At 41.4% G+C, this 21,913-nt stretch carries 18 protein-coding genes; 13 read left to right on the top strand and 5 right to left on the bottom strand.

What is annotated here, in order from left to right; all coding sequences use genetic code 11:
* The first annotated feature begins 6 nt into the window (after window positions 1-6).
* The 9 genes from dnaN to HSP_RS0101345 all read left to right on the top strand — a co-directional run bounded on the left by dnaN (window position 7) and on the right by HSP_RS0101345 (window position 8,599).
* Window positions 7-1,110: a DNA polymerase III subunit beta gene (gene dnaN, locus HSP_RS0101385; RefSeq protein WP_007526839.1), complete on the top strand. Its 1,104-nt coding sequence runs from the start codon at window positions 7-9 to the stop codon at window positions 1,108-1,110.
* Between the two features lie 66 nt (window positions 1,111-1,176).
* Window positions 1,177-2,262: a DNA replication/repair protein RecF gene (gene recF / locus HSP_RS0101380; RefSeq protein WP_007526747.1), complete on the top strand. Its 1,086-nt coding sequence runs from the start codon at window positions 1,177-1,179 to the stop codon at window positions 2,260-2,262.
* Between the two features lie 26 nt (window positions 2,263-2,288).
* On the top strand, window positions 2,289-2,723 hold the full coding sequence (locus HSP_RS0101375; protein ID WP_007526829.1) for a methyltransferase family protein: 435 nt from the start codon (window positions 2,289-2,291) through the stop codon (window positions 2,721-2,723).
* A 142-nt stretch (window positions 2,724-2,865) separates the two neighbouring features.
* Window positions 2,866-4,533 (top strand): anaerobic C4-dicarboxylate transporter, encoded by a 1,668-nt coding sequence (locus tag HSP_RS0101370; RefSeq protein ID WP_010128239.1) that lies wholly within the window; start codon window positions 2,866-2,868, stop codon window positions 4,531-4,533.
* A 135-nt stretch (window positions 4,534-4,668) separates the two neighbouring features.
* Window positions 4,669-5,523 carry a 3-deoxy-8-phosphooctulonate synthase gene (gene kdsA, locus HSP_RS0101365; RefSeq protein WP_007526827.1) on the top strand — a complete coding sequence of 285 codons (855 nt, stop codon included), beginning with the start codon at window positions 4,669-4,671 and terminating at the stop codon, window positions 5,521-5,523.
* 77 nt (window positions 5,524-5,600) lie between these two features.
* The gene (locus HSP_RS0101360; protein WP_007526636.1) at window positions 5,601-6,545 is read left to right on the top strand and encodes a 2-hydroxyacid dehydrogenase; all 945 of its coding nucleotides are present in this window, start codon (window positions 5,601-5,603) and stop codon (window positions 6,543-6,545) included.
* Window positions 6,546-6,632: 87 nt separating this feature from the next.
* The gene (locus HSP_RS0101355; protein WP_007526725.1) at window positions 6,633-7,670 is read left to right on the top strand and encodes a branched-chain amino acid aminotransferase; all 1,038 of its coding nucleotides are present in this window, start codon (window positions 6,633-6,635) and stop codon (window positions 7,668-7,670) included.
* A gap of 84 nt (window positions 7,671-7,754) precedes the next feature.
* A complete protein-coding gene (locus tag HSP_RS0101350; RefSeq protein WP_231287874.1) occupies window positions 7,755-8,252 on the top strand; it encodes a hypothetical protein in 498 nt (165 codons plus the stop codon).
* The gene (locus HSP_RS0101345) at window positions 8,249-8,599 is read left to right on the top strand and encodes a RidA family protein (protein WP_007526785.1); all 351 of its coding nucleotides are present in this window, start codon (window positions 8,249-8,251) and stop codon (window positions 8,597-8,599) included. Before HSP_RS0101350 ends, HSP_RS0101345 begins: the two co-directional genes overlap by 4 nt.
* On the opposite strand, the gene HSP_RS0101340 is transcribed toward HSP_RS0101345, so the two are convergent.
* Window positions 8,596-8,889, bottom strand: coding sequence for a YfcZ/YiiS family protein (locus HSP_RS0101340; RefSeq protein ID WP_007526960.1), 294 nt, complete (start codon window positions 8,887-8,889; stop codon window positions 8,596-8,598). The two genes, HSP_RS0101345 and HSP_RS0101340, sit on opposite strands and share 4 nt — an antisense overlap.
* Window positions 8,890-9,008: 119 nt before the next feature.
* On the opposite strand from HSP_RS0101340, the gene mfd reads away from it, so the two are divergent.
* Entirely contained in the window at window positions 9,009-12,470 is a 3,462-nt protein-coding gene (gene mfd / locus HSP_RS0101335; protein WP_010128236.1) for a transcription-repair coupling factor, read from the top strand.
* Window positions 12,471-12,506: 36 nt separating this feature from the next.
* On the opposite strand, the gene rlmB is transcribed toward mfd, so the two are convergent.
* The 4 genes from rlmB to ribF all read right to left on the bottom strand — a co-directional run bounded on the left by rlmB (window position 12,507) and on the right by ribF (window position 18,859).
* Complete coding sequence (gene rlmB / locus HSP_RS0101330; RefSeq protein ID WP_007526887.1) at window positions 12,507-13,247, bottom strand: 23S rRNA (guanosine(2251)-2'-O)-methyltransferase RlmB; 741 nt, start codon at window positions 13,245-13,247, stop codon at window positions 12,507-12,509.
* Window positions 13,248-13,334: 87 nt separating this feature from the next.
* A complete protein-coding gene (gene pssA, locus HSP_RS0101325; RefSeq protein ID WP_007526860.1) occupies window positions 13,335-14,693 on the bottom strand; it encodes a CDP-diacylglycerol--serine O-phosphatidyltransferase in 1,359 nt (452 codons plus the stop codon).
* Between the two features lie 253 nt (window positions 14,694-14,946).
* Window positions 14,947-17,763, bottom strand: a complete 2,817-nt coding sequence (gene ileS, locus HSP_RS0101320) for an isoleucine--tRNA ligase (RefSeq protein WP_010128232.1) — start codon at window positions 17,761-17,763, stop codon at window positions 14,947-14,949.
* Between the two features lie 142 nt (window positions 17,764-17,905).
* Window positions 17,906-18,859, bottom strand: coding sequence for a bifunctional riboflavin kinase/FAD synthetase (gene ribF / locus HSP_RS0101315; RefSeq protein ID WP_010128230.1), 954 nt, complete (start codon window positions 18,857-18,859; stop codon window positions 17,906-17,908).
* A 219-nt stretch (window positions 18,860-19,078) separates the two neighbouring features.
* Between ribF and nadR the strand changes: the two genes are divergently transcribed.
* From nadR to arcA, 3 genes are all read left to right on the top strand, one after another.
* Window positions 19,079-20,353, top strand: a complete 1,275-nt coding sequence (nadR, locus tag HSP_RS0101310; RefSeq protein ID WP_010128228.1) for a multifunctional transcriptional regulator/nicotinamide-nucleotide adenylyltransferase/ribosylnicotinamide kinase NadR — start codon at window positions 19,079-19,081, stop codon at window positions 20,351-20,353.
* The gene (locus tag HSP_RS0101305; protein ID WP_007526697.1) at window positions 20,350-21,042 is read left to right on the top strand and encodes a metallophosphoesterase family protein; all 693 of its coding nucleotides are present in this window, start codon (window positions 20,350-20,352) and stop codon (window positions 21,040-21,042) included. Before nadR ends, HSP_RS0101305 begins: the two co-directional genes overlap by 4 nt.
* Before the next feature lie 154 nt (window positions 21,043-21,196).
* Window positions 21,197-21,913: a two-component system response regulator ArcA gene (gene arcA, locus HSP_RS0101300; RefSeq protein WP_007526899.1), complete on the top strand. Its 717-nt coding sequence runs from the start codon at window positions 21,197-21,199 to the stop codon at window positions 21,911-21,913.

Raw genomic sequence — 21,913 nt, 5'->3', positions numbered from 1 at the left:
AACATTATGCAATTTACGATTACCAGAGAACAGTTACTCAAACCATTACAACAGGTCTGTGGCGTATTAAGCAATCGCCCAACGCTGCCTGTGATTGGCAATATCTTGCTTGAAATCCAAGGTAACCAGTTATCAATGACAGGAACGGATTTAGAAGTCGAGCTCACGACGCTTGCAACGCTAGAACAAGCGGTCGAATTTGACGGAAAATTTACCATTCCTGCGAAAAAATTCTTAGATATTTGCCGAAGCCTACCGGAAGATAGCATGATTTCGGTGCAGTTTGAGGAAGATAGAGCTTTAGTGCGTGCGGCAAGAAGTAAATTTAATTTAGCGACTTTGCCAGCAAGTGATTATCCGAATTTAATGGATTGGAAGCCAGAAGTGGATTTCACCATTGATCAATCCACCCTTGCACGTTTAATTGATGCGACCCAATTTTCCATGGCAAACCAAGATGCGCGTTATTTCTTAAACGGGATGAAATTTGAAACCGAAGGGAATTTATTACGCACAGTTGCAACAGATGGACACCGTTTAGCGGTTTGTACGATGGCACTAAGTCAAGAATTGACAACCCATTCCGTTATTGTGCCACGCAAAGCGGTTCTTGAGCTTTCTCGTTTAGTTTCAGGCAATCAAGAGCCTGTGCGTTTAGAAATTGGTTCAAGCAACATTCGTGTTTCAATGAATGGCATTGTCTTTACTTCAAAACTGATTGATGGTCGATTCCCTGATTATCGCCGAGTATTGCCTCGTAACGCAGATCGAATTTTAGAAGCAGAAACCGAAGTGTTAAAACGTGCTTTAATGCGTGCGGCGATTCTTTCTAACGAAAAATTCCGTGGTGTGCGTTTAGCGCTTAAAGATAACGTGCTTAAAATTACCGCAAATAACCCAGAACAGGAAGAAGCAGAAGAAATTATTGATGTGCACTACCAAAGCCCAGAAATGGAAGTTGGCTTTAATGTGAGCTACTTATTGGATGTGCTTAACACGTTAAAATGCGAACGTGTACGTTTTAATTTAGTCGATGCTAGCTCTAGCTGCTTAATTGAAGATTGCGATAATAGCACGGCAGAATATGTCATTATGCCGATGCGTTTGTAATTGTTAAATTTTTCTCCCTCCACAATTGGAGGGAGATTTAATAAAAACTTCTTTTTATACACTTCTATGCCATTATCTCGCCTGATTATTCAAAATTTCCGCAATCTGCAATCTGTCGATTTAGAACCTAGTCCAAGTTTTAACTTTATTGTCGGTGCAAACGGCAGTGGAAAAACCAGCCTGCTAGAAGCCATTTTTTATTTAGGGCATGGCCGTTCATTTAAAAGCCATGTGAGTCAGCGAGTGATTCATCACGAGGCAGATGATTTTGTTTTACATGGGCGCTTAGAAGAAGCACAGCACAGCTGGTCTGTCGGGATTCAAAAAAAACGTTCTGGCGATACAACACTAAAAATTAACGGAGAAGACGGGAATAAAATTGCCGATTTAGCACATTTATTACCCATGCAAGTGATCACGCCTGAAGGGTTAACTTTGCTCAATGGCGGGCCAAGTTTTCGCCGTGCTTTCCTTGATTGGGGACTGTTTCATCAACATACTGAATTCTATGCCCACTGGGCAAACCTTAAACGTTTACTCAAACAGCGTAATGCAGCATTACACCAAGTTCACCATTATCATGCGCTGAAAGCTTGGGATATTGAATTAGTAAAATGTGCTGAAATTGTAAGCGCCATGCGAGCTGAATATACGGAAGCCTTGCGTCCTGAAATTGAAAAAACAGTGCAATTCTTTTTACCAGAATTGAGTGTGAATGTGAGTTTTCATCAAGGTTGGGAGAAGGGTGCAGATTATGCAGAGATTCTAGCGCAAGGTTTTGAACGAGATAAATCGGTAGGTTATACCATGGTTGGGCCGCAAAAGGCGGATTTTCGTTTTAGAACCAGTGGTTTGCCGGTTGAAGATGTGCTTTCTCGCGGACAATTAAAATTGTTGATGTGTGCTTTAAGACTGGCTCAAGGAGAACATTTAGTGGCGAACAAATCTCGCCAGTGTTTGTTTCTCATTGATGACTTTGCTTCTGAGCTCGATCCAACTAAGCGTGCGCTATTAGCACAGCGTTTGCGTGAAAGCCAAGCGCAAGTTTTTGTGACTGCAATTACGCATGAGCAACTTAACCAAATGCAATGGCTGATTCAACCAGACGATAAGCATTTCGAAGTTCAAAATGGTCAGATTAGCCCGTTATAAATTACAATTCATTTAGGAGTTTCAGCATGAAAAGCCTGCCACCGCCAATTGTTTTTGTTCTTGCTTTAGGCTTGATGAGTCTCTTTCCTCATTTGCAAAGTGTTGCCTTTTTTCGACCGCTTGCAGTGGCGTTAGGAATCCTTGCCACCCTTATTGGGAGCTTAAGTTTATGGGCTTTTTATCAAGCTAAAACCACGATTGACCCTCGCCGATTAGAGGCGACTTCTGCACTTGTTCAACATGGTATTTTTCGCTTTAGCCGCAACCCAATGTATTTAAGCCTTGCTATTTTGTTGATTGCTTTTGTTTTATGGCGAGGGAATCTTTGGGCATTATCGGTATTGCCATTGTTTATTAGCTATATTCAAATTTTCCAGATTTTGCCTGAAGAGCGAATGCTTACTGAAAAATTTGGGCGGGATTATCAAGATTATTGCGCGCGTGTACGTCGTTGGATTTAGTTATTCTTTAAATCAGCAACGCAAACGTTCAACTAGCTTAAATCTTTATCTATATCAAATTCTGCGAAGAAAGGCGGTGTTTTAGCATACGGGGTATGCTACACTCAATTTAGTCATTTTAATAATCCGAAAGAGGTAATTTATGGACTTTCTTATGAACCTAGGGGAAGGCGCACAATTTGCGATTCAGCTCGTCATTGTGTTGATCTGTTTATTCTATGGCGCGAAAAAAGGCGGTATTGCACTGGGTATGCTAGGTGGTATCGGCTTAATCGTATTGGTATTCGGCTTTGGTATTGAACCGGGTAAGCCAGCAATTGATGTTATGCTAACGATTTTGGCGGTAGTGGTAACATCAGCAACATTGCAAGCCAGTGGCGGTTTAGATGTCATGTTGCAAGTGGCTGAGAAATTACTGCGTAAAAATCCAAAATATGTAAGTATTTTTGCGCCATTAGTCACTTGTTCTCTTACCATTTTATGTGGAACGGGGCATGTGGTTTACACCATGTTACCGATTATCTATGACATCGCGATTAAAAATGATATTCGCCCTGAGCGCCCAATGGCAGCAAGTTCAATTGCCTCTCAAATGGGGATTATCGCTTCACCAGTATCTGTGGCGGTGGTAACTTTAACGACATTCTTAGTGAATGCGAAAAACCCACTTGCTGGTTTCGACGGTTATTTAGACTTATTAAAAGTGACTGTACCATCAACCCTTTTCGGGGTATTAGCTATCGGGATTTTCAGCTGGTTTAGAGGGAAAGATTTAGACAAAGACGCCGACTTCCAAGCGAAAATTAAAGATCCAGAATTCCGTAAATATGTTTATGGTGACAGCACTTCATTATTAGACAAAAAATTACCACAATCTAGCTGGACTGCGATGTGGATTTTCTTCGGTACGATTTTACTGGTTGCTTTATTAGGTTATTTCAAAGAGCTTCGTCCATCATTTGAGAAAAATACGCCAGCACAAGTAGTTGAAGTTGTGGTAGATAACAAAGCTGTGAAAAGCTTCAATGTTAAAGATGGCCAAATTTTAGCGCAAGCACAAAATGGCGTAGTGGCTTTAGATGTAAAAGAGAGCAAAGCTAAAGCAAAAACAGCTTATGACAACGTTCAAATTGTAGATGCCAAAGGTAATGTGACTCAAAGTTTACAAGCAGAAAATGGCCAAGTGGTACTGACAGCAAATGGTCAATCTGAAACGATTGCGAATGCGACCATCGCATTAAAAGATAGCATCAAGAAAAGCGCGCCTTTAGGCATGGTACACGTGATTCAAATTTTCATGTTACTTGCTGGTGCTTTAATTGTGATTTTCACTAAAACAGATGCAGGTAAAATCAGTAAAAACGAAATTTTCCGTTCTGGTATGATTGCTTTAGTGGCGGTATTCGGGATTTCTTGGATGGCGGAAACCATGTTTGCTGTACATACCCCAATGATGAAAAGCGCATTAGGTGATATTGTAAAAGCACATCCATGGACTTATGCGGTAATGTTGTTACTTATCTCTAAATTCGTAAACTCACAAGCAGCGGCATTAGTGGCATTCGTTCCACTTGCATTAAATATCGGTGTAGAACCGGGTGTGATTTTAGCCTTCGCAAGTGCTTGTTATGGTTACTACATCTTACCAACTTACCCAAGTGACTTAGCGGCAATTCAATTCGACCGTTCAGGTACAACTCGCATTGGTAAATTCGTGATTAACCATAGCTTTATTTTACCGGGCTTAATCGGCGTATTTACTGCCTGCTTGTTCGGTTACCTCTTCGCAGGGCTTTACGGCTATATCTAATAACATTTTGAAACCCTTTTTAAACAGGGTAAAATGTTAGTCAAATAAAACGCCATCAGTTTTTGATGGCGTTTTTCAAATCTTCACTAAAATCCGACCGCTTGCAGAGCGGCAGCCCTCAACAAAGGACTCTTTATGACCAATAAAATCGTTAAAGTCGGCAATATTGATGTTGCTAACGACAAACCTTTCACCCTATTTGGTGGAATGAACGTATTAGAAAGCCGTGATATGGCAATGCGTGTGTGTGAACATTATGTTGAAGTAACAAACAAACTCAACGTGCCGTATGTGTTCAAAGCCTCTTTTGATAAAGCAAACCGTTCATCTATTCATTCATATCGTGGTCCAGGAATGGAAGAAGGTTTAAAAATCTTCCAAGAATTAAAATCAACTTTTGGTGTGAGCATTATTACAGACGTGCATGAAATCTATCAATGCCAACCTGTTGCGGAAGTGGTTGATGTGATTCAGCTTCCTGCTTTCCTTGCCCGCCAAACTGATTTAGTCGAAGCCATGGCGCGTACAGGAGCCGTGATTAACGTGAAAAAACCCCAATTTTTAAGCCCAGGACAAATGGGAAATATCGTAGAAAAAATTGCGGAATGTGGTAACGATAAAGTGATTCTTTGTGACCGTGGCACCAACTTTGGCTACGATAACTTAGTGGTGGATATGTTAGGGTTTAGCGTGATGAAAAACGTTTCAAACGGCTGCCCAGTGATTTTTGACGTGACGCACTCTCTACAATGTCGCGACCCATTTGGTGCTGCATCAAGCGGACGCCGTGCGCAAGTAACTGAGCTTGCCCGTGCGGGGATGGCAGTAGGTTTAGCAGGCTTATTCTTAGAAGCGCATCCAGATCCGAACAATGCGAAATGTGACGGCCCTTCAGCGTTACCATTAGCGAAACTTGAAGCTTTTGTTTCACAAATGAAAGCCATTGATGATTTAGTAAAATCATTCCCTGAATTAGACACAGCGAACTAATCTACAAGCGGTCATTTTTGTAAAATTTTTTGCGAAAATGACCGCTTGCTTTCGATCTCAGCGATAAGGAATTTTCCATGAATATCGTATTTCTAGACAGCACCGGCATTCCTGCCAGCCACCGTATTCCCAGTTTTTCATTTCCGCATCAATTAACCGAGTATGCACATACTGCAGCTGAGCAGGTCTTAGCACGTGCGAAAGATGCTGACATTATTATTACCAGCAAAGTGATTTTAAATCATGAAATTTTAAGCCAATTACCCAAGCTTAAGTTAATTGCTGTTACCGCAACAGGCACGAATAATATTGATTTGGTGGCAGCGAAAGCATTAGGCATTACCGTTAAAAATGTCACTGGGTATTCTTCGGTGACTGTACCGGAACATGTGATTGGAATGATTTATGCGCTGAAACATCGTTTAATTGACTATCATCGCGACCAACTTCTGACGGAGCGATGGGCAACTTGCGGACAGTTCTGCTATGTTGATTATCCGATTAGTGATGTGCAGGGTTCAACACTCGGCATTATCGGGCGAGGTTGTATCGGGAATGAAGTCGCAAGACTGGCACAAGCGGTCGGAATGCGCGTACTTTTTGCAGAACATCAACATGCGACAACCGTTCGTGAAGGCTATACTGCGTTTGATGAGGTATTAAAGCAAGCAGATGTCATTTCACTGCATTGCCCCCTTACGCCACAAACCGAGCAGCTTATCAACGCCAAAACACTAGCTTTGATGAAGCCGAAAGCTTGTTTAATTAACACGGGGCGTGGTGGTTTGATTAACGAGGCAGATTTACTACAAGCACTACAAAGCGGCAAATTAGCGGGCGCGGCGTTAGATGTGCTTGTTAAAGAACCACCAGCAAGTGATGATGCGCTTTGGCTTACCGCAAAAACGCAACCGAACTTGTTGATTACACCCCATGTGGCGTGGGCAAGTGATTCAGCCTTAACCACTTTGGTCAATAAAGTAGCACAAAATATTGAAGAATTTGTTTTAACGGGAAAATAAATCACATTTTCTCTACATTTATACATTTTTTTCGCTTAAAATCGAGATACTATTTTTAAATAACCGCATATAACAAAGGACACAACAATGGCTTTAAAAGATTTAGATTGGGCAAATTTAGGTTTCTCTTATATTAAAACGGACTACCGTTTTATTGCGCACTGGAAAGATGGCAAATGGGATGAGGGTAAATTAACCACAGACAGCACCTTACACATTCACGAAGGTTCAACGGCATTACACTACGGACAACAATGTTTTGAAGGGTTAAAAGCTTACCGTTGTAAAGATGGCTCAATTAACTTATTCCGTCCACAAGAAAACGCAGCGCGTATGCAACGCACAGCAGACCGCTTGTTAATGCCACAAGTGCCAACCGAATTATTTGTTCGTGCCTGTAAAGAAGTGGTAAAAGCGAACCAAGATTGGTTAGGCCCATATGGTTCGGGCGCAACCTTATATTTACGCCCATTCTTAATCGGCGTGGGCGAAAATATTGGTGTAAAAGCTGCACCAGAATTTATTTTCTCAGTATTCTGCTGCCCAGTTGGTGCTTATTTCAAAGGTGGCTTAGCACCATCTAACTTTATTACCACAGATTACGACCGTGCAGCGCCAATGGGTACAGGCGGCGTGAAAGTGGGCGGTAACTACGCAGCAAGTTTACTTCCGCATGAATTAGCCGCAGCGCAAGGCACAGAAACCCGTAAATTCGCGGATGCGATTTATCTTGATCCGAAAACGCACACGAAAATTGAAGAAGTGGGCGCGGCAAACTTCTTTGGGATTACCAAAGATAACAAATTTGTTACCCCGGCTTCTGAATCGATTTTACCGAGTATCACCAAATATTCTTTACTCTACATTGCGAAAAATCGCTTAGGAATGGAAACAGTAGAGGGTGATGTGTACATTGATCAGCTTGACCAATTTGCAGAAGCAGGCGCATGTGGTACAGCGGCTGTTATTACACCAGTAGGTGGCATTCAGCACAAAGGCAACTTCCATGTGTTCTATTCTGAAACTGAAGTAGGGCCGGTAACACGCAAACTGTATAACGAATTAACGGGTATTCAGTTTGGTGATGTTGAAGCGCCAGAAGGTTGGATTGTTAAAGTAGAATAATCTGTCAATCATACAAGCGGTGGGATTTCGCAAGAAATTTGCAAAATGTCACCGCTTGTTTGCATTTTCAAACAGGAAAATGAGATGAAAAAAATGGCATTATGCCTGATGAGTGCGACGCTGGTAGGGTGTGGCAGCACGGCTAAAAACGAAGATATTGTAGGGCAGTGGGTGTGTAAAACGGACTATCCGCCTAGTGCACAAATTTTAGATCACGTTCGCTATGCAGCAGATGGAAAACTCACGATTGAAGGGCTAATTTTAGCACCATTAGCGCAGCCTATTTTTGCTTATCAAACAGAATATCAAGGTCATTGGGCGTTAGATAAAACGCAGTTACGTTATCAAATTGAAAAACAAAATCTTCGTCGCGCACATCATCCAGATATTGAAGCTGAGTTGAAAACTAATGCCCAAGTGCAAAAAATCGAAGCGCAGATTTATCAGACTTATCAGCATAGCCAGCGTAATTTTTCAGGGCTGGAAATCAAAGCGTTTGATGGCAAGACGATGGTCATTGAACAACAAGTTGGGAAAAGTCGTTTTGTTAGCGGCTGTATGAGAAAAGAGGAAGAAAAATGATTCAACGTATTGATGTCAGCTCACGTTTTTCAGAAGTGGCGGTATTTAATGGTGTCGCTTATTTAGCTGGTCAAGTGCCAACTGACGCAAGCCAAGATGCTTATAGACAAACTCAGCAAGTATTAGGCGAGATTGATCGCTTTTTGGCAAAAGCGAATTCAGATAAAAGCCGCATTTTAATGGCAACGGTTTATTTAGCGAATATGGGCGATTATGCCGAAATGAATCGCGCGTGGGACGAATGGGTTGCCCCTAATCAAGCCCCGCCAAGAGCGGCAGTAGAAGCCCGTTTGGCGGATCCGAATTGGAAAGTAGAAATTGTTGTGACTGCAGCTGTCAATGGTTAACGTAGTGCCATTTGAAAGAGAATTAACTCTGCTTGGCAGCTAAAAAGTAATGCCATTTTTAACAAACACCCTTCTGCAAGCGGTAAGATTTCATGCGTGATTTGACAAGGTTCGCTTTCCACTGATTTTGCTTTTTGCGTGAAAAATTCGACCGCTTGCAATGCTTCTTCTTCACTTGAATAGACAATCTCAAAAGCCAATTGGCGGTCTTGATTATCTAACATCGACTCACCTTTTAACTTACACATATTGTGGGCTTCTGCCGCTTTTTGTTGCATGGTTTTATGCATGGGGTTTCTCCGATTAAGGCTGAATTGCATGGCTTATTATAAGCCTAAGCTGAATTCTTTGGCAAAAAAGCCTGTGGAGGCTACAATAGCGCTAATATTTTTATTTAGCATACAATCTTATGTCTTTTCATCTTCAATACACCCTACCGCTGATTAGTCAGCAAGAAGGGGGAAAATTTCAGGATCATCAAACGCTCGGGAATGTTATTGGGCATACCGATAGTTTGATTATTGCGCAAGCAGCGCAAGACTTTAACGGCGTGAGTGTTGTGGTGACGCCAGATTCTCAGACAGCGAATCGATTAGAAAAAGCACTCAAGCAGTTTAGTGCCTTGCCTGTTTCTGTTTTTGCGGACTGGGAAACCTTACCTTACGATAACTTTTCTCCGCATCAAGATATTATCTCTGTGCGTCTTTCCGCACTATTTCAGTTACAACAAGGCAATAAGCAAATTTTCTTGCTGCCAATTAACACCTTGTTACAGAAATTGTGTCCGCCAGATTATCTTGCTAATAATGTATTGTTAATTAAAAAAGGTGATCGTTTTTCGATTGATTCACTCAGAAACCAATTAGCCAAAGCGGGTTATCGTGCAGTTGAGCAAGTGTTGGAATATGGCGAATATGCCGTGCGTGGTGCGCTGTTAGATCTCTTTCCAATGGGGGCAGAATCGCCATTTCGTCTTGATTTTTTTGATGATGAAATTGATTCTATTCGCACTTTCAATACGGACAGCCAGCGCACCATTGCAGAAATTGACGAGATTAACTTACTGCCAGCGCATGAGTTTCCAACCGATGCAGCAGGGATTGAACATTTTCGAACTAAATTTCGTGAACAATTTGGCGAAATCCGCCGTGAGCCAGAACATATTTATCAGCAGGTTAGTAAAGGTATTTTGAATGCGGGCATTGAATATTGGCAGCCCCTCTTTTTTGAAGAGATGGTGAGTCTATTTGATTATCTGCCACAAAATACATTGTTTATTACTTTTGATGGTCTTCAAGAAAAAGCAGAACAGTTTTATCAAGATGCGAGCCGTCGTTATGAAAGCCGCCGTGTCGATCCGATGCGTCCATTACTTGCACCAGAAAAGTTATGGTTTAAGATTGAAGAGATTAACCGTCAGCTTAAAGGGTTCGCACGTTTAAGTTTAACGGCTGAGAAAGTGCGTAAATCCGCTGCTAAAAGTAACCTCAATGTAGCGAAATTGCCGCCAGTTGCGCTCAACCACAGCAGCAAAACACCCTTTGCGGATTTTGAAGCCTTTCGTGCTAAATTTAATGGTCGCATTGTTTTTTCAGTGGAAAGTGAAGGGCGACGTGAAACCTTATTGGATTTACTTTCGCCTTTGGCTTTAAAACCGAAGCAAATTCCAAACTTACAAGCGGCCGAGTTAGCCTTAAGCTTGTTGGTTTCGCCGTTAGATAAAGGCTTTATTATTGAAGATGCAAGCGGTCAGAATTTAGCAGTTATTTGCGAAACAGACTTTTTAGGCGAGCGCGTACAGCAAAGACGTGAATCCGATAAACGCAAAACGGTGAATCCAGACACCTTGATTCGCAATCTTGCTGAGCTAAAAATTGGGCAAGCGGTGGTGCATTTAGAACATGGCGTTGGGCGTTATGCTGGGCTAACGGTGTTAGATGCTGGTGGTGTCAAAGCGGAATATTTGGTGCTCAATTATGCTAACGAAGCAAAATTATATGTGCCTGTTGCCAGTTTGCATCTTATTTCGCGTTACATTGGCGGAGCGGACGAAAGCGCGCCATTACATAAATTAGGCAGTGAAGCTTGGGCGAAAACGCGCCAGAAAGCAGCAGAGAAAATCCGTGATGTGGCAGCAGAATTGTTAGATGTGTATGCGAAACGTGAATCGCAAAAAGGCTTCCAATTCCAGTATGATCGAGAGAGTTTCATGCAATTTGCAGGTACTTTCCCATTTGAAGAGACTTTCGATCAAAAAACGGCAATCAATGCAGTCATTAGTGATATGTGTTTGCCAAAAGCGATGGATCGATTGGTCTGTGGCGATGTTGGGTTTGGTAAAACTGAAGTAGCAATGCGGGCGACTTTCTTGGCGGTAGAAAACCACAAACAAGTTGCAGTACTGGTGCCGACGACATTGTTGGCACAACAACATTATGAAAACTTCAAAGATCGCTTTGCAAATTATCCGATCAACGTGGAAGTACTTTCTCGTTTCAAAACCGCGAAAGAGCAGAAAGCGATTTTAGAAAAAGTAGCAGATGGCAAAATTGATATTCTAGTCGGCACGCACAAATTGCTACAGGACGATGTGCAGTTTAAGGATCTTGGCTTATTGGTCATCGATGAGGAGCATCGATTTGGTGTTCGTCAAAAAGAGAAGATCAAACAGTTACGTGCGAATATTGACATTCTTACCCTAACCGCAACTCCGATTCCGCGTACACTAAATATGGCGCTCAATGGTATGCGTGATCTCTCGATTATTGCTAGCCCGCCAGCGCGCCGATTAACCATTAAAACCTTTGTGCGAGAACAAGATGATACGGTTATTCGCGAAGCGATTCTGCGTGAAATCTTGCGTGGCGGGCAGGTTTATTATCTGCATAATGATGTCGCCACGATTGAAAACTGTGCGGAAAAATTAGCAACACTCGTTCCAGAAGCCCGTATTGTAATTGGTCATGGGCAAATGCGCGAACGAGATTTAGAACGAGTGATGAGTGATTTCTACCATCAACGTTTTAATTTGCTCGTTTGTTCCACCATCATTGAAACAGGTATTGATGTACCAACGGCAAATACCATTATTATTGAACGTGCTGATAAGTTTGGTTTAGCGCAGCTACATCAATTAAGAGGCCGAGTAGGACGTTCGCACCATCAAGCTTATGCTTATTTGCTCACGCCGCATCCAAAAACGTTAACGAAAGATGCACAACAACGCTTAGAAGCGATTAGCTCAATTGATAATTTAGGCGCGGGTTTCGTATTAGCGACGCATGATTTAGAAATTCGTGGTGCAGGCGAATTATTAGGTGCAGAACAAAGCGGGCAGATTGAATCTATCGGTTTTTCACTCTACATGGATTTACTGGAAAATGCGGTGCAGGCATTACAAGCGGGTAGAGAGCCGAGTTTAGATGAAATTACACAATCTCAGGTGGAAATTGAATTACGAATTCCAGCCCTCTTGCCAGATAACTATGTACCTGATGTGAATATGCGACTTTCGTTCTATAAGCGTATTGCTTCAGCAGAAAATGATGAAGCTTTAAAAGCCTTGAAAGTTGAGCTGATTGACCGATTTGGTTTATTGCCTGAACCGACGAAGAATTTATTCCAAGTGACGCAACTTCGCCATATTGCGAAAGGGCTGGGTTTGAAGAAAGTGGAAGCGGGAATTCATGGCGGTTATTTAGAATTCTTACCAACGGCAGAACCCGAACCGATGAAATTCTTGAAACTGATTCAGTCTGATAAATCGGTATATAAATTTGATGGGCCACTGAAATTCAAATTTAGCATCCCGTTAGAAGAAGGGGAAAAACGCTTGGCGTTTGTGAGTGATTTATTGGTAAATCTTCAATAAGAAAAGACCGCTTGTACAAGCGGTCTTTTTTCGTGATTAGTTTGCTAATTTTTGGCGGACAATTTCAAACAAGCAAACACCCGTGGCTACTGACACGTTGAGAGAAGAAACCGACCCCGCCATTGGAATGCTAATGAGTTGATCGCAATGTTCACGTGTTAAGCGGCGCATACCATCTCCTTCTGCGCCCATCACTAATGCAATTGCTCCCGTTAATTTAGCTTCATAAATGCTAGCATCAGCTTCGCCTGCGGTGCCTACAATCCAAACATTGTGGTTTTCTTGTAGCTCACGCATGGTGCGAGCAAGGTTTGTCACGCGAATGAGCGGTACAGTTTCTGCTGCGCCACAAGCCACTTTTCGTGCGGCTGAGGTCAGTTGGGCTGATTTGTCTTTTGGCACAATGACGGCATCAACGCCAGCTGCATCTGCTGTTCGCAAACAAGCTCCGAGGTTATGCGGGTCGGTTACACTATCTAAAATGAGTAAAAATGGCGCAGATTTGTTGGCTAAAATCGCATCTAAATCATGTTCGTTGAGCTCTTTTTGTGGCACTATACGCGCAATAATGCCTTGATGCACTTCCCCTTGCGCTTTGTTATCTAAAGTTTGGCGGTTGACTTGTTGAACTGCCACGCCTAAGCGTTTTAATTCGCCTAATAATGGATTAAGACGTTTGTCTTCGCGGCCTTTTAGCACCAATACTTCAATTAAGCGTTCTGGTGCATTATCTAAAAAAGCTTTTATGGCGTGAATGCCGTAGATTTGTTCACTCATAGTGATTCCTTGATATGGATTTCAGGTATGTTAAGAAGGCGTAGGGCGTGTTATACACGCCCTGCTTTCTAGTATGTTTATTTGTTCTTATAACAACATTTTCACGACTTTATCGAGCTTCACGCGGCCAAATTTTTTCAGTAATTTGCGCACCGCTTCTGGGTAGTCTTTGAGCTGTTCTAAGTCGCTATAGTGGGTTAACACTTTGGTATGTTGACGAATATGGCTTAGCTCAGTTTGTGCTTTTTCACTTAATTCTGCTTTAGGATCATGAATCAATACCGCATTTTCCGCATCTAGCGCCCAAGCTCGTGGGTTGAGATTGTTACCGGTGAGTAAGATATAACAGTTATCGATCCAAACTCCTTTTAAATGGTAGCTGTTTTCATCATCTTTCCAAAGGCGAATCGTCAGTTGTTTGTTTTGAATAAAATGGTCAAAACGTCTAGCAAACGCGCGTAAGTTTTTCTCATAGAGATAAGGCAGCGCTGATGCCATCGTGAATTTTTCTTCTGGTTTAGTGTAGAAGTCGTTTGCAGTTTTATCGCCTACGATAATTTCTACTGATTTACCGCCTTCTAACAACCATTTAATACGCTGTTGGAGCGAGCGCGGGAAGTTAAAATAAGGTGTGCAAATCGTAAGTTTGTCTTGCACTTGGTAAAAGAGTGCTTCAATCACTTTGTTTAGTTGATTACGTTTGCGCAAACCGATAATCGGTGAAAGGCTTAAGTTTTCATCTTGTGCTTTGCCGGCAAATTGATATTGCTGCTGGCTTAAATATTTGCGAAACGCTTTAATTTGCGGGCGAAGTTCAAAGGTTTTCGGGCGATTGACATCATCCAATCGACAAACTGCAGGTTGGCTAATAATATGTTTTTCTAGCAATTCAACCATGCTGTCGGTTAAGGTTGCGTTTTCAATCACATGGTAACGGTCGTATCGATAACGCTCAAACTGTTGTAAATAGACGTTATTGATACTTGCACCGCTATAAACTAGCGTGTTGTCAAATATAAAACCTTTGAGATGTAACACACCGAAAACTTCACGTTTGTTAATTGGCACACCCCAAAACTCAATTGCTTGTTCAAGGTGATATTGCGCTTTTTGTTCTGCATACCAATCTGCATTAGAGCTTACTGCTCCTTCACCAATTCGCCCGCGTTGCGCACGGTGCCAATCGACTAGAATTTTAATTTCAAGAGAGGGGTTGGCTTGTTTAGCTTGATAGAGGGCTGCTAAGATTTCTTGCCCTGCTTCATCTTTTTCAAAATATAAAGCGGTCAAATAAATACGGGATTTTGCAGAATGGATAAGCTGTAAAATGCGCGTTTTGAACGCACGGCTATCTGCAAGAAATTCGACTTTTTCCGCTTGTTGCGGAATAAACATCAAATTATTCAGTTGCTTTTTAGCATATTGAGGTTTATTTAAAATCAGCATTTTACGGTTTCCTTGTATCATATAACTCGAACGTTATACAACATCATTTCTTCGTTAATCAATACTGCCAAATCTCCCCTACCCCTCGAGGCTCAAAGAGGGGATTTATCTTTACGAAATAATGAAGATCTTTATTCCTCATCAAAAATTCCCCCTCTTTGAGCTTCGAGGGGTAGGGGAGATTTGGCAGAAGAAAAAACGGAGAAATTAGTTTAATAAAATATGGGAAATGCATCCCCACATTTTATTTGTTTTACGCAAAATGACGAACTTCGCCACTGCCTGCTACGTTTTCAACGCAGCGTCCACACACTGAAGGGTGTTCTGCATTTGCACCGATATCGGTTGCATAGTGCCAGCAACGAGGGCATTTTTCGCCTTCTGCACGTTCAACTTTGACGGCTAAGCCTGCAAGTTCACCTTCTGCAACATCTGCTTCGCTAAGTGGTTTGATGACCGCTTGTGAAGTGATGAGTACGAAGCGTAATTCGTTGCCAAGCTGTGCTAATAGTGGTTGAATTTCTTCATTCGCATACACAGTCACTTTTGCTTCTAAGCCTGAACCAATGACCTTGTCTTTACGTGCTTGCTCTAATACACGGTTAACTTCTGCACGGACAGCAATGAGTTTTTGCCAGTAGTTGTCGTCTAATTTTTCATTTTCACCAAGTGAGAATAAACCTTCATAGAATTCTTCAGTGAAGACAAACTCTGCTCGACCTTCTACTTGTGGTAAGTAACCCCAAACTTCATCTGCCGTGAATGAAAGAATTGGCGCAATCCAACGCACAAGTGCTTCAGCAATGTGCCACAATGCAGTTTGGCAGCTACGGCGAGCAAGGCTATCTGCTTTGGTGGTGTATTGACGGTCTTTAATAATATCTAAGTAGAACGATCCCATTTCGATTGAGCAGAAACGCATTAAACGTTGTACTACGGTATGGAATTGATAGTTATCGTAGGCTTCTTTGATATCATTTTGTGCTTCTAATGCACAGCTTACTGCCCAGCGATCAAGTGCTACCATTTCTTCTGGTTTTACTAAGTCACGTTTAGGATCAAAGCCGTTTAAGTTTGCTAATAAGAAGCGAGCCGTGTTACGAATACGACGGTAAGATTCACCTGCGCTGTTTAAAATATTGTGTGAAACGGTAATTTCACCCGTGTAGTCAGTTGAGGCTACCCATAAACGTAAAATATCTGCACCGTTTTTATTCCAAACTTCGCTTGGTACAATCACATTACCTAATGATTTAGACATTTTTCTGCCTTTTTCATCAACGGTAAAGCCGTGAGTTAATACTTGTTTGTAAGGTGCTTTACCATTCGTTGCGGTTGAAAGCATCAGTGATGACATAAACCAGCCACGATGTTGGTCTGAACCTTCTAAATACATATCTGCGCTATTGCCATTAAACTCTGGACGAGCTTCTACCACAGAAGCGTAAGTTGATCCTGAATCAAACCATACGTCCAAAGTATCAGGCACTTTGCGATAAAGTTTTGCATCTGCTTCGCCGAGTACTTCAACCGGATCTAAATCCCACCAAGCTTGAATACCTTTTTCTTCTACACGTTTGGCAACATTTTCTAAGATTTCTAATGTGCGTGGATGTAATTCTTCGGTATCGTTATGCACAAACATCGTCATTGGCACACCCCAAGTACGTTGGCGTGAGATACACCAGTCTGGGCGATTTGCTACCATGTTTTCAATACGCGCTTCACCCCAGCTTGGAATCCAACGAACAGATTTAATTTCACCTAAGGCTTGTTGGCGTAAACCTTGCGTTTCCATCCCGATAAACCATTGTGGGGTTGCACGGAAAATAATTGGGGTTTTATGACGCCAACAGTGTGGGTAGCTGTGTTTAATGCGTTCTAATTTGAACAATGCGCCTACTTCTTTGAGTTTGTCTAACACTAATTCATTCGATTCAAACACGCCTTTGCCCGCAAAGAATGGTACATCAGATTTGAATTTGCCGTCGTTGCCAACTAAGCCTGCCATTTCGATACCGTTTTTGCGTGAAACGATATAGTCGTCTTGACCGTGGTCTGGTGCGGTGTGAACTAAACCTGTACCGCCGTCAGTGGTAACGTGGTCACCTAAAATAAATGGCACGCTAAAATCATAGAACGGGTGTTGGAAGCGAAGTAAATTCAACTCGCTGCCTTTAGTCTCGCCCAATACTTCAACCTGTTCAATCTCTCCCGCTTTAGCAACAGCCTCAACTAATTCTTTGGCTAAAATCAAGCGTTCTTCGCCCATTTGAACTAATTGATAATCAAAATTTTCGTTTAATGAAATCGCACGGTTAGATGGCAATGTCCAAGGTGTGGTTGTCCAAATTAACGCAGAAATTTGACCACTTCCTTTGCCTTCCGCACCGAATTTTTGCTCTATTTCTTGTGCATTGACCGCTGGGAAACGCACATAAATAGATGGAGAAACTTTATCTTCATATTCCACTTCAGCTTCTGCTAATGAAGAGCCACAATCTAAACACCAATGAACAGGTTTTGAACCTTTATATAAATGACCGTTAGCAATAACTTTACCCAGCGTGCGGATAATATTGGCTTCAGTTTCAAAGTTCATGGTTAAGTATGGATTATCCCAGTCACCTAAAATGCCCATACGGATAAAGTCTGCTTTTTGTCCTTCTACTTGTTCTTTTGCGTATTCGCGGCAAGCTTGGCGGAATTCAGCTGCTGAGATTTTCTCATTTGGTTTGCCCACTAAACCTTCTACTTTTAGCTCAATTGGTAAACCGTGGCAGTCCCAACCCGGAACATAAGGGGTATCGAAACCTAAAGCGGTTTTCGATTTCATAATAATATCTTTTAAAATTTTATTAACGGCGTGACCTAAGTGAATATTACCGTTTGCATACGGAGGACCATCGTGAAGAATAAAAGATTTTTTACCTTTTGAGGCTTCACGCACTTTTTGGTATAGGTTTTTTTCATACCAGTTTTTAAGCATATCAGGCTCACGTTTTGCGAGATCCCCACGCATTGGAAAACCTGTTTCAGGCAGGTTTAAAGTATTTTTGTAATCAGTCATTTTGTTGTTTCCAGTTAATAAAATTTATGCTTGCCACTTTTCTTTATATTGCCATAGAAAAGCAACCAAAAGGGGCTGATCGATACCCAATTTAAGATGATGCTAAATTGTTTATCAGAATTTTTATGTCATTTCTTTTTGCTTATTTTTCAAAAAATTTGACCGCTTGTTCGCAGTCTTTTTTAATCTGCGCTTTCAATTCTTCAAAAGAAGGAAATTTAATTTCATTTCGAATTTTATGTAAAAAGCTCACTTCAATTGCCTCTCCATAAATAGCTTGATTAAAATCGAAAATATGAACTTCAAGCAACGGTTTACTGCCGTTAATTGTTGGGCGGTTACCAACGTTAGCAACCCCATTAAATTTGCCAGATTTAGTTTCCACTTGCACTGCATAAACCCCTTGAATAGGGGTTACCAATCGGTTAAGCATAATATTTGCAGTTGGAAAACCAATTGTTCTACCGAGTTTGTTGCCATGTGCAACGCGCCCTGCAATCGAATAAGGTTTACCAAGCAGTTTTTCTGCCAATGTTAAGTTATCGGTTTGCAGCGCCTCACGAATAAGTGAGCTACTAATGCGTTCTGCTTCTAGGCTATGTGTATGGCTTTCTTCTACGGCAAAACGATATTTTAAACCGGCATTGCGTAAGGTTTCATAATTGCCGGCGCGTTTAGTACCAAAGCGGAAATCATCGCCTACGCTTAAATAGCGCACTTTCAGTTGTTTAACCAATAGGTCGGTAATAAATTCTTCTGCGCTAAGCTTGGCAAATTTTTCACAGAAACGGACGCAAAGCACAAAATCTACTCCCGCTTCGCCTAAATATTTGAGTTTATCGCGTAGTCGCATCAATCTTGCTGGTGGTTGATTTTGCGAAAAATCGCCAGATTTTTGTGCAAAAAACTCACGCGGTTGCGGTTCAAAAATCATCACCACGGAAGGTAAATTTAACGCTAGACTTTTATCAATAAGGCGCGCTAAAACGTTTTGATGTCCAAGATGGACACCATCAAAATTACCAATTGATAATACGCAACCTTTTTCAAGTTCTGCTTTGTGCGCTAAATTGTGGAATCCTCGAATGAGTTGCATGGCGAGATATTTATCCGTCAAATAATATAGAAAATGTTGCTGATTATAGCTTAAGCGGTCGAATTTGGCGAGATTTTTGCAAATCTTGCATAAAATCTGACCGCTTGTTTGATTATGTTATATAGATAAAGCATTGAGGAAATTAAACGGAGATAAAAAGTTATTCAAATGCTACATTTTAGGCTATGATAAGCAAAATATTCTAACGGGAGTATCCCTATGGCAGATTTTGCATACCTCCAATCTAAACGTAAACAGTTAAACCTCAAAGTAAACGATGTTTGTGAACAAGCAGGCGTGACACGCGCTTATTTTAATCAATTAGTCAGCGGCAAAATTAAAAATCCAAGTGCCAATAAATTGAAGGCTTTGCACCGTGTGTTGAACATTGTTGAAAACGATCACCAACGTGTAGGTGTTATTTTTGGGAAGTTCTACCCAGTGCATACTGGCCATATCAATATGATTTACGAAGCGTTCAGTAAAGTCGATTTATTGCATGTGGTGGTTTGTACCGACACCGAGCGTGATTTGAAGCTATTCCAAGAAAGTAAAATGAAGCGCATGCCGACAAATCAAGATAGATTACGTTGGATGCAACAGATTTTTAAATATCAGCAAAAGCAAATTTTTATTCACCACTTAAATGAAGAGGGTATTCCAAGCTATCCAAACGGTTGGGAAGCTTGGGCTGAGCGCGTTAAAGCGTTGTTTGAACAGAAAAATATTCACCCAACAATGGTGTTTAGCAGTGAGGTGCAAGATAAAGCACCTTATGAAAAATATTTAGATTTGGAAGTGGTTTTAGTGGATCCGGCGCGTGAGCGTTTTAACGTTTCTGCAACAAAAATTCGAAATAATCCATTCCAATATTGGCGTTTTATTCCAAAAGAGGTGCGCCCGTTTTTTGTCAAAACCATTGCCATTTTAGGCGGCGAGAGTAGCGGTAAATCGGTGCTGGTAAGCAAATTGGCAAATGTGTTTAATACCACTTCTGCTTGGGAGTATGGGCGTGAGTTTGTGTTTGAACAGCTTGGTGGCGATGAGCAGGCAATGCAATATTCTGATTATCCGCAAATGGCATTAGGACATCAACGTTATGTTGATTACGCGATGAAACACGCGCATAAAGTTGCATTTATTGATACCGATTACATTACTACACAAGCTTTTTGTATTCAGTATGAAGGCAAAGCACACCCATTCTTAGATTCAATGATTAGAGAGTATCCGTTTGATGTGACCATTTTGCTATCAAATAACACCAAATGGGTGGATGATGGGCTGCGTAGTTTAGGCTCGCAAAAACAGCGTCAACGTTTTCAAGCTTTATTGAAAAAATTATTAGAAAAACATCATGTGCCTTATATTGAAATTGAGTCGCCAAGTTATTTAGATCGTTATAACCAAACAAAAGAAGTGGTGGAAGCGATTTTAAATGATGAACCGATTCCACTTCAGTTTAAGCAATACAATACGGATGGTCAGTCATGATTCTTTTTGCTGGCGACCCACATGGAAGCTATGCGCATCTTTATCCTATTTTAGCATCACAAACGAATGTAGCTTTGGTGATCTTGGGTGATTTACAGCTCACTAGCCCTGCGGAGTTAGACCGATTAGCCAATTATGCTGATGTTTGGTTTATTCACGGTAATCATGATAGCAAAACGGTTGCAGCGTTTGACTCGCTTTGGGGAAGTGATTGGAAGCAACGTAATTTGCATGGCAAGGTGCAAGAGATTCAAGGGGTAAGAATAGCAGGCCTTGGCGGTGTATTTCGTGGACATATTTGGATGCCACCGAATCGCCCGATGTTTTTCGATCCGATTCATTATTGCCAATATATGCCTCAAGAGAAAATCTGGCGTGGTGGATTACCGCTTCGACACCGAACCTCAATTTTTCCTTCGGATGTTGAGGCCTTAGAAAATGAGAAAGCAGACATTCTGATTAGCCATGAAGCTCCAAAACCCCATCCACAAGGGTTTGCTGTATTAAATCAACTGGCTAAAAAAATGGGTGCAAGTAAGATTTTCCACGGGCATCACCATGATAATTTTGATTACCAAACGCTTAATCGTAATAAGCATTGCGAAATTTTCAATATTGGTTTTAGAAGTTTAGCAGATATTGAGGGGCAGTATTTAATTAAAGGGGTGGATGATCGCCACCTAAAATAATTGAACCTTTTAGGTTGGTTGCAAGCGGTAGAAAAAAAGCTATTTTTAACAAAAATTTGATAAAGTTCACCAAATTTTAAAATAGCCCTTTTTAGTTAGTAAATCATTAAGGTAGAATAACGCGTTTTTTGTTGCTGAATGTAGGGAATAGAGTATGCACAATCCACAAATTTTAATTGTTGAAGACGAAGCAGTTACACGTAGCACGCTCAAGAACATCTTTGAGGCGGAAGGTTATGATGTATTTGAAGCGAGCGATGGAGCTGCGATGAATGCTATTTTAGCCAAGCAGCAAATTGATTTAGTGATTATGGACATTAACTTACCAGGTAAAAACGGTTTAATGCTAGCACGCGAATTACGTGAAAATACTAAAGTGGCTTTAATGTTTTTAACTGGGCGTGATAACGAAGTTGATAAAATTTTAGGGTTAGAAATTGGGGCAGATGATTACATTACAAAACCATTTAACCCGCGTGAATTAACCATTCGTGCCCGCAATTTATTGCAACGTACCATGCTAGAAGAGCAAGCGCTCAATAAAGAAGGGAATCAAGTTGAGCAATATCGCTTTAATGGTTGGACGTTAGATGTGAATAGCCGTAGTTTAATCAGCCCTGAAGGCGAAGAGAATAAATTACCGCGCAGTGAATTCCGTGCTTTACAACATTTCTGCGAAAATCCGGGTAAAATTCAAACCCGTGAAACGCTTTTATTAAAAATGACAGGCCGTGAACTTCGTTCGCACGATCGTACTGTCGATGTTACCATTCGCCGTATTCGTAAGCATTTTGAGGATCATCCGAGCACACCAGAAATTATTGTGACTATTCATGGCGAAGGTTATCGTTTTTGTGGTGAACTTGAATAA

Origin of the sequence: Haemophilus sputorum CCUG 13788, assembly GCF_000238795.1 — a bacterium.
GTDB lineage: Bacteria > Pseudomonadota > Gammaproteobacteria > Enterobacterales > Pasteurellaceae > Haemophilus_A > Haemophilus_A sputorum.
This window is presented reverse-complemented; position numbering and strand designations above follow the sequence as displayed.

What these genes read in the sequence shown, in the direction of transcription:
- dnaN (WP_007526839.1), top strand. Translation starts at nt 7, where the DNA reads ATGCAATTTACGATTACCAGAGAACAGTTACTCAAACCATTACAACAG.
- HSP_RS0101340 (WP_007526960.1), bottom strand. Translation starts at nt 8,889, where the DNA reads ATGCATAAAACCATGCAACAAAAAGCGGCAGAAGCCCACAATATGTGT.
- nadR (WP_010128228.1), top strand. Translation starts at nt 19,079, where the DNA reads ATGGCAGATTTTGCATACCTCCAATCTAAACGTAAACAGTTAAACCTC.
- kdsA (WP_007526827.1), top strand. Translation starts at nt 4,669, where the DNA reads ATGACCAATAAAATCGTTAAAGTCGGCAATATTGATGTTGCTAACGAC.
- HSP_RS0101305 (WP_007526697.1), top strand. Translation starts at nt 20,350, where the DNA reads ATGATTCTTTTTGCTGGCGACCCACATGGAAGCTATGCGCATCTTTAT.
- ileS (WP_010128232.1), bottom strand. Translation starts at nt 17,763, where the DNA reads ATGACTGATTACAAAAATACTTTAAACCTGCCTGAAACAGGTTTTCCA.
- HSP_RS0101370 (WP_010128239.1), top strand. Translation starts at nt 2,866, where the DNA reads ATGGACTTTCTTATGAACCTAGGGGAAGGCGCACAATTTGCGATTCAG.
- HSP_RS0101375 (WP_007526829.1), top strand. Translation starts at nt 2,289, where the DNA reads ATGAAAAGCCTGCCACCGCCAATTGTTTTTGTTCTTGCTTTAGGCTTG.
- mfd (WP_010128236.1), top strand. Translation starts at nt 9,009, where the DNA reads ATGTCTTTTCATCTTCAATACACCCTACCGCTGATTAGTCAGCAAGAA.
- recF (WP_007526747.1), top strand. Translation starts at nt 1,177, where the DNA reads ATGCCATTATCTCGCCTGATTATTCAAAATTTCCGCAATCTGCAATCT.
- HSP_RS0101345 (WP_007526785.1), top strand. Translation starts at nt 8,249, where the DNA reads ATGATTCAACGTATTGATGTCAGCTCACGTTTTTCAGAAGTGGCGGTA.
- HSP_RS0101350 (WP_231287874.1), top strand. Translation starts at nt 7,755, where the DNA reads ATGAAAAAAATGGCATTATGCCTGATGAGTGCGACGCTGGTAGGGTGT.
- HSP_RS0101360 (WP_007526636.1), top strand. Translation starts at nt 5,601, where the DNA reads ATGAATATCGTATTTCTAGACAGCACCGGCATTCCTGCCAGCCACCGT.
- rlmB (WP_007526887.1), bottom strand. Translation starts at nt 13,247, where the DNA reads ATGAGTGAACAAATCTACGGCATTCACGCCATAAAAGCTTTTTTAGAT.
- pssA (WP_007526860.1), bottom strand. Translation starts at nt 14,693, where the DNA reads ATGCTGATTTTAAATAAACCTCAATATGCTAAAAAGCAACTGAATAAT.
- ribF (WP_010128230.1), bottom strand. Translation starts at nt 18,859, where the DNA reads ATGCAACTCATTCGAGGATTCCACAATTTAGCGCACAAAGCAGAACTT.
- HSP_RS0101355 (WP_007526725.1), top strand. Translation starts at nt 6,633, where the DNA reads ATGGCTTTAAAAGATTTAGATTGGGCAAATTTAGGTTTCTCTTATATT.
- arcA (WP_007526899.1), top strand. Translation starts at nt 21,197, where the DNA reads ATGCACAATCCACAAATTTTAATTGTTGAAGACGAAGCAGTTACACGT.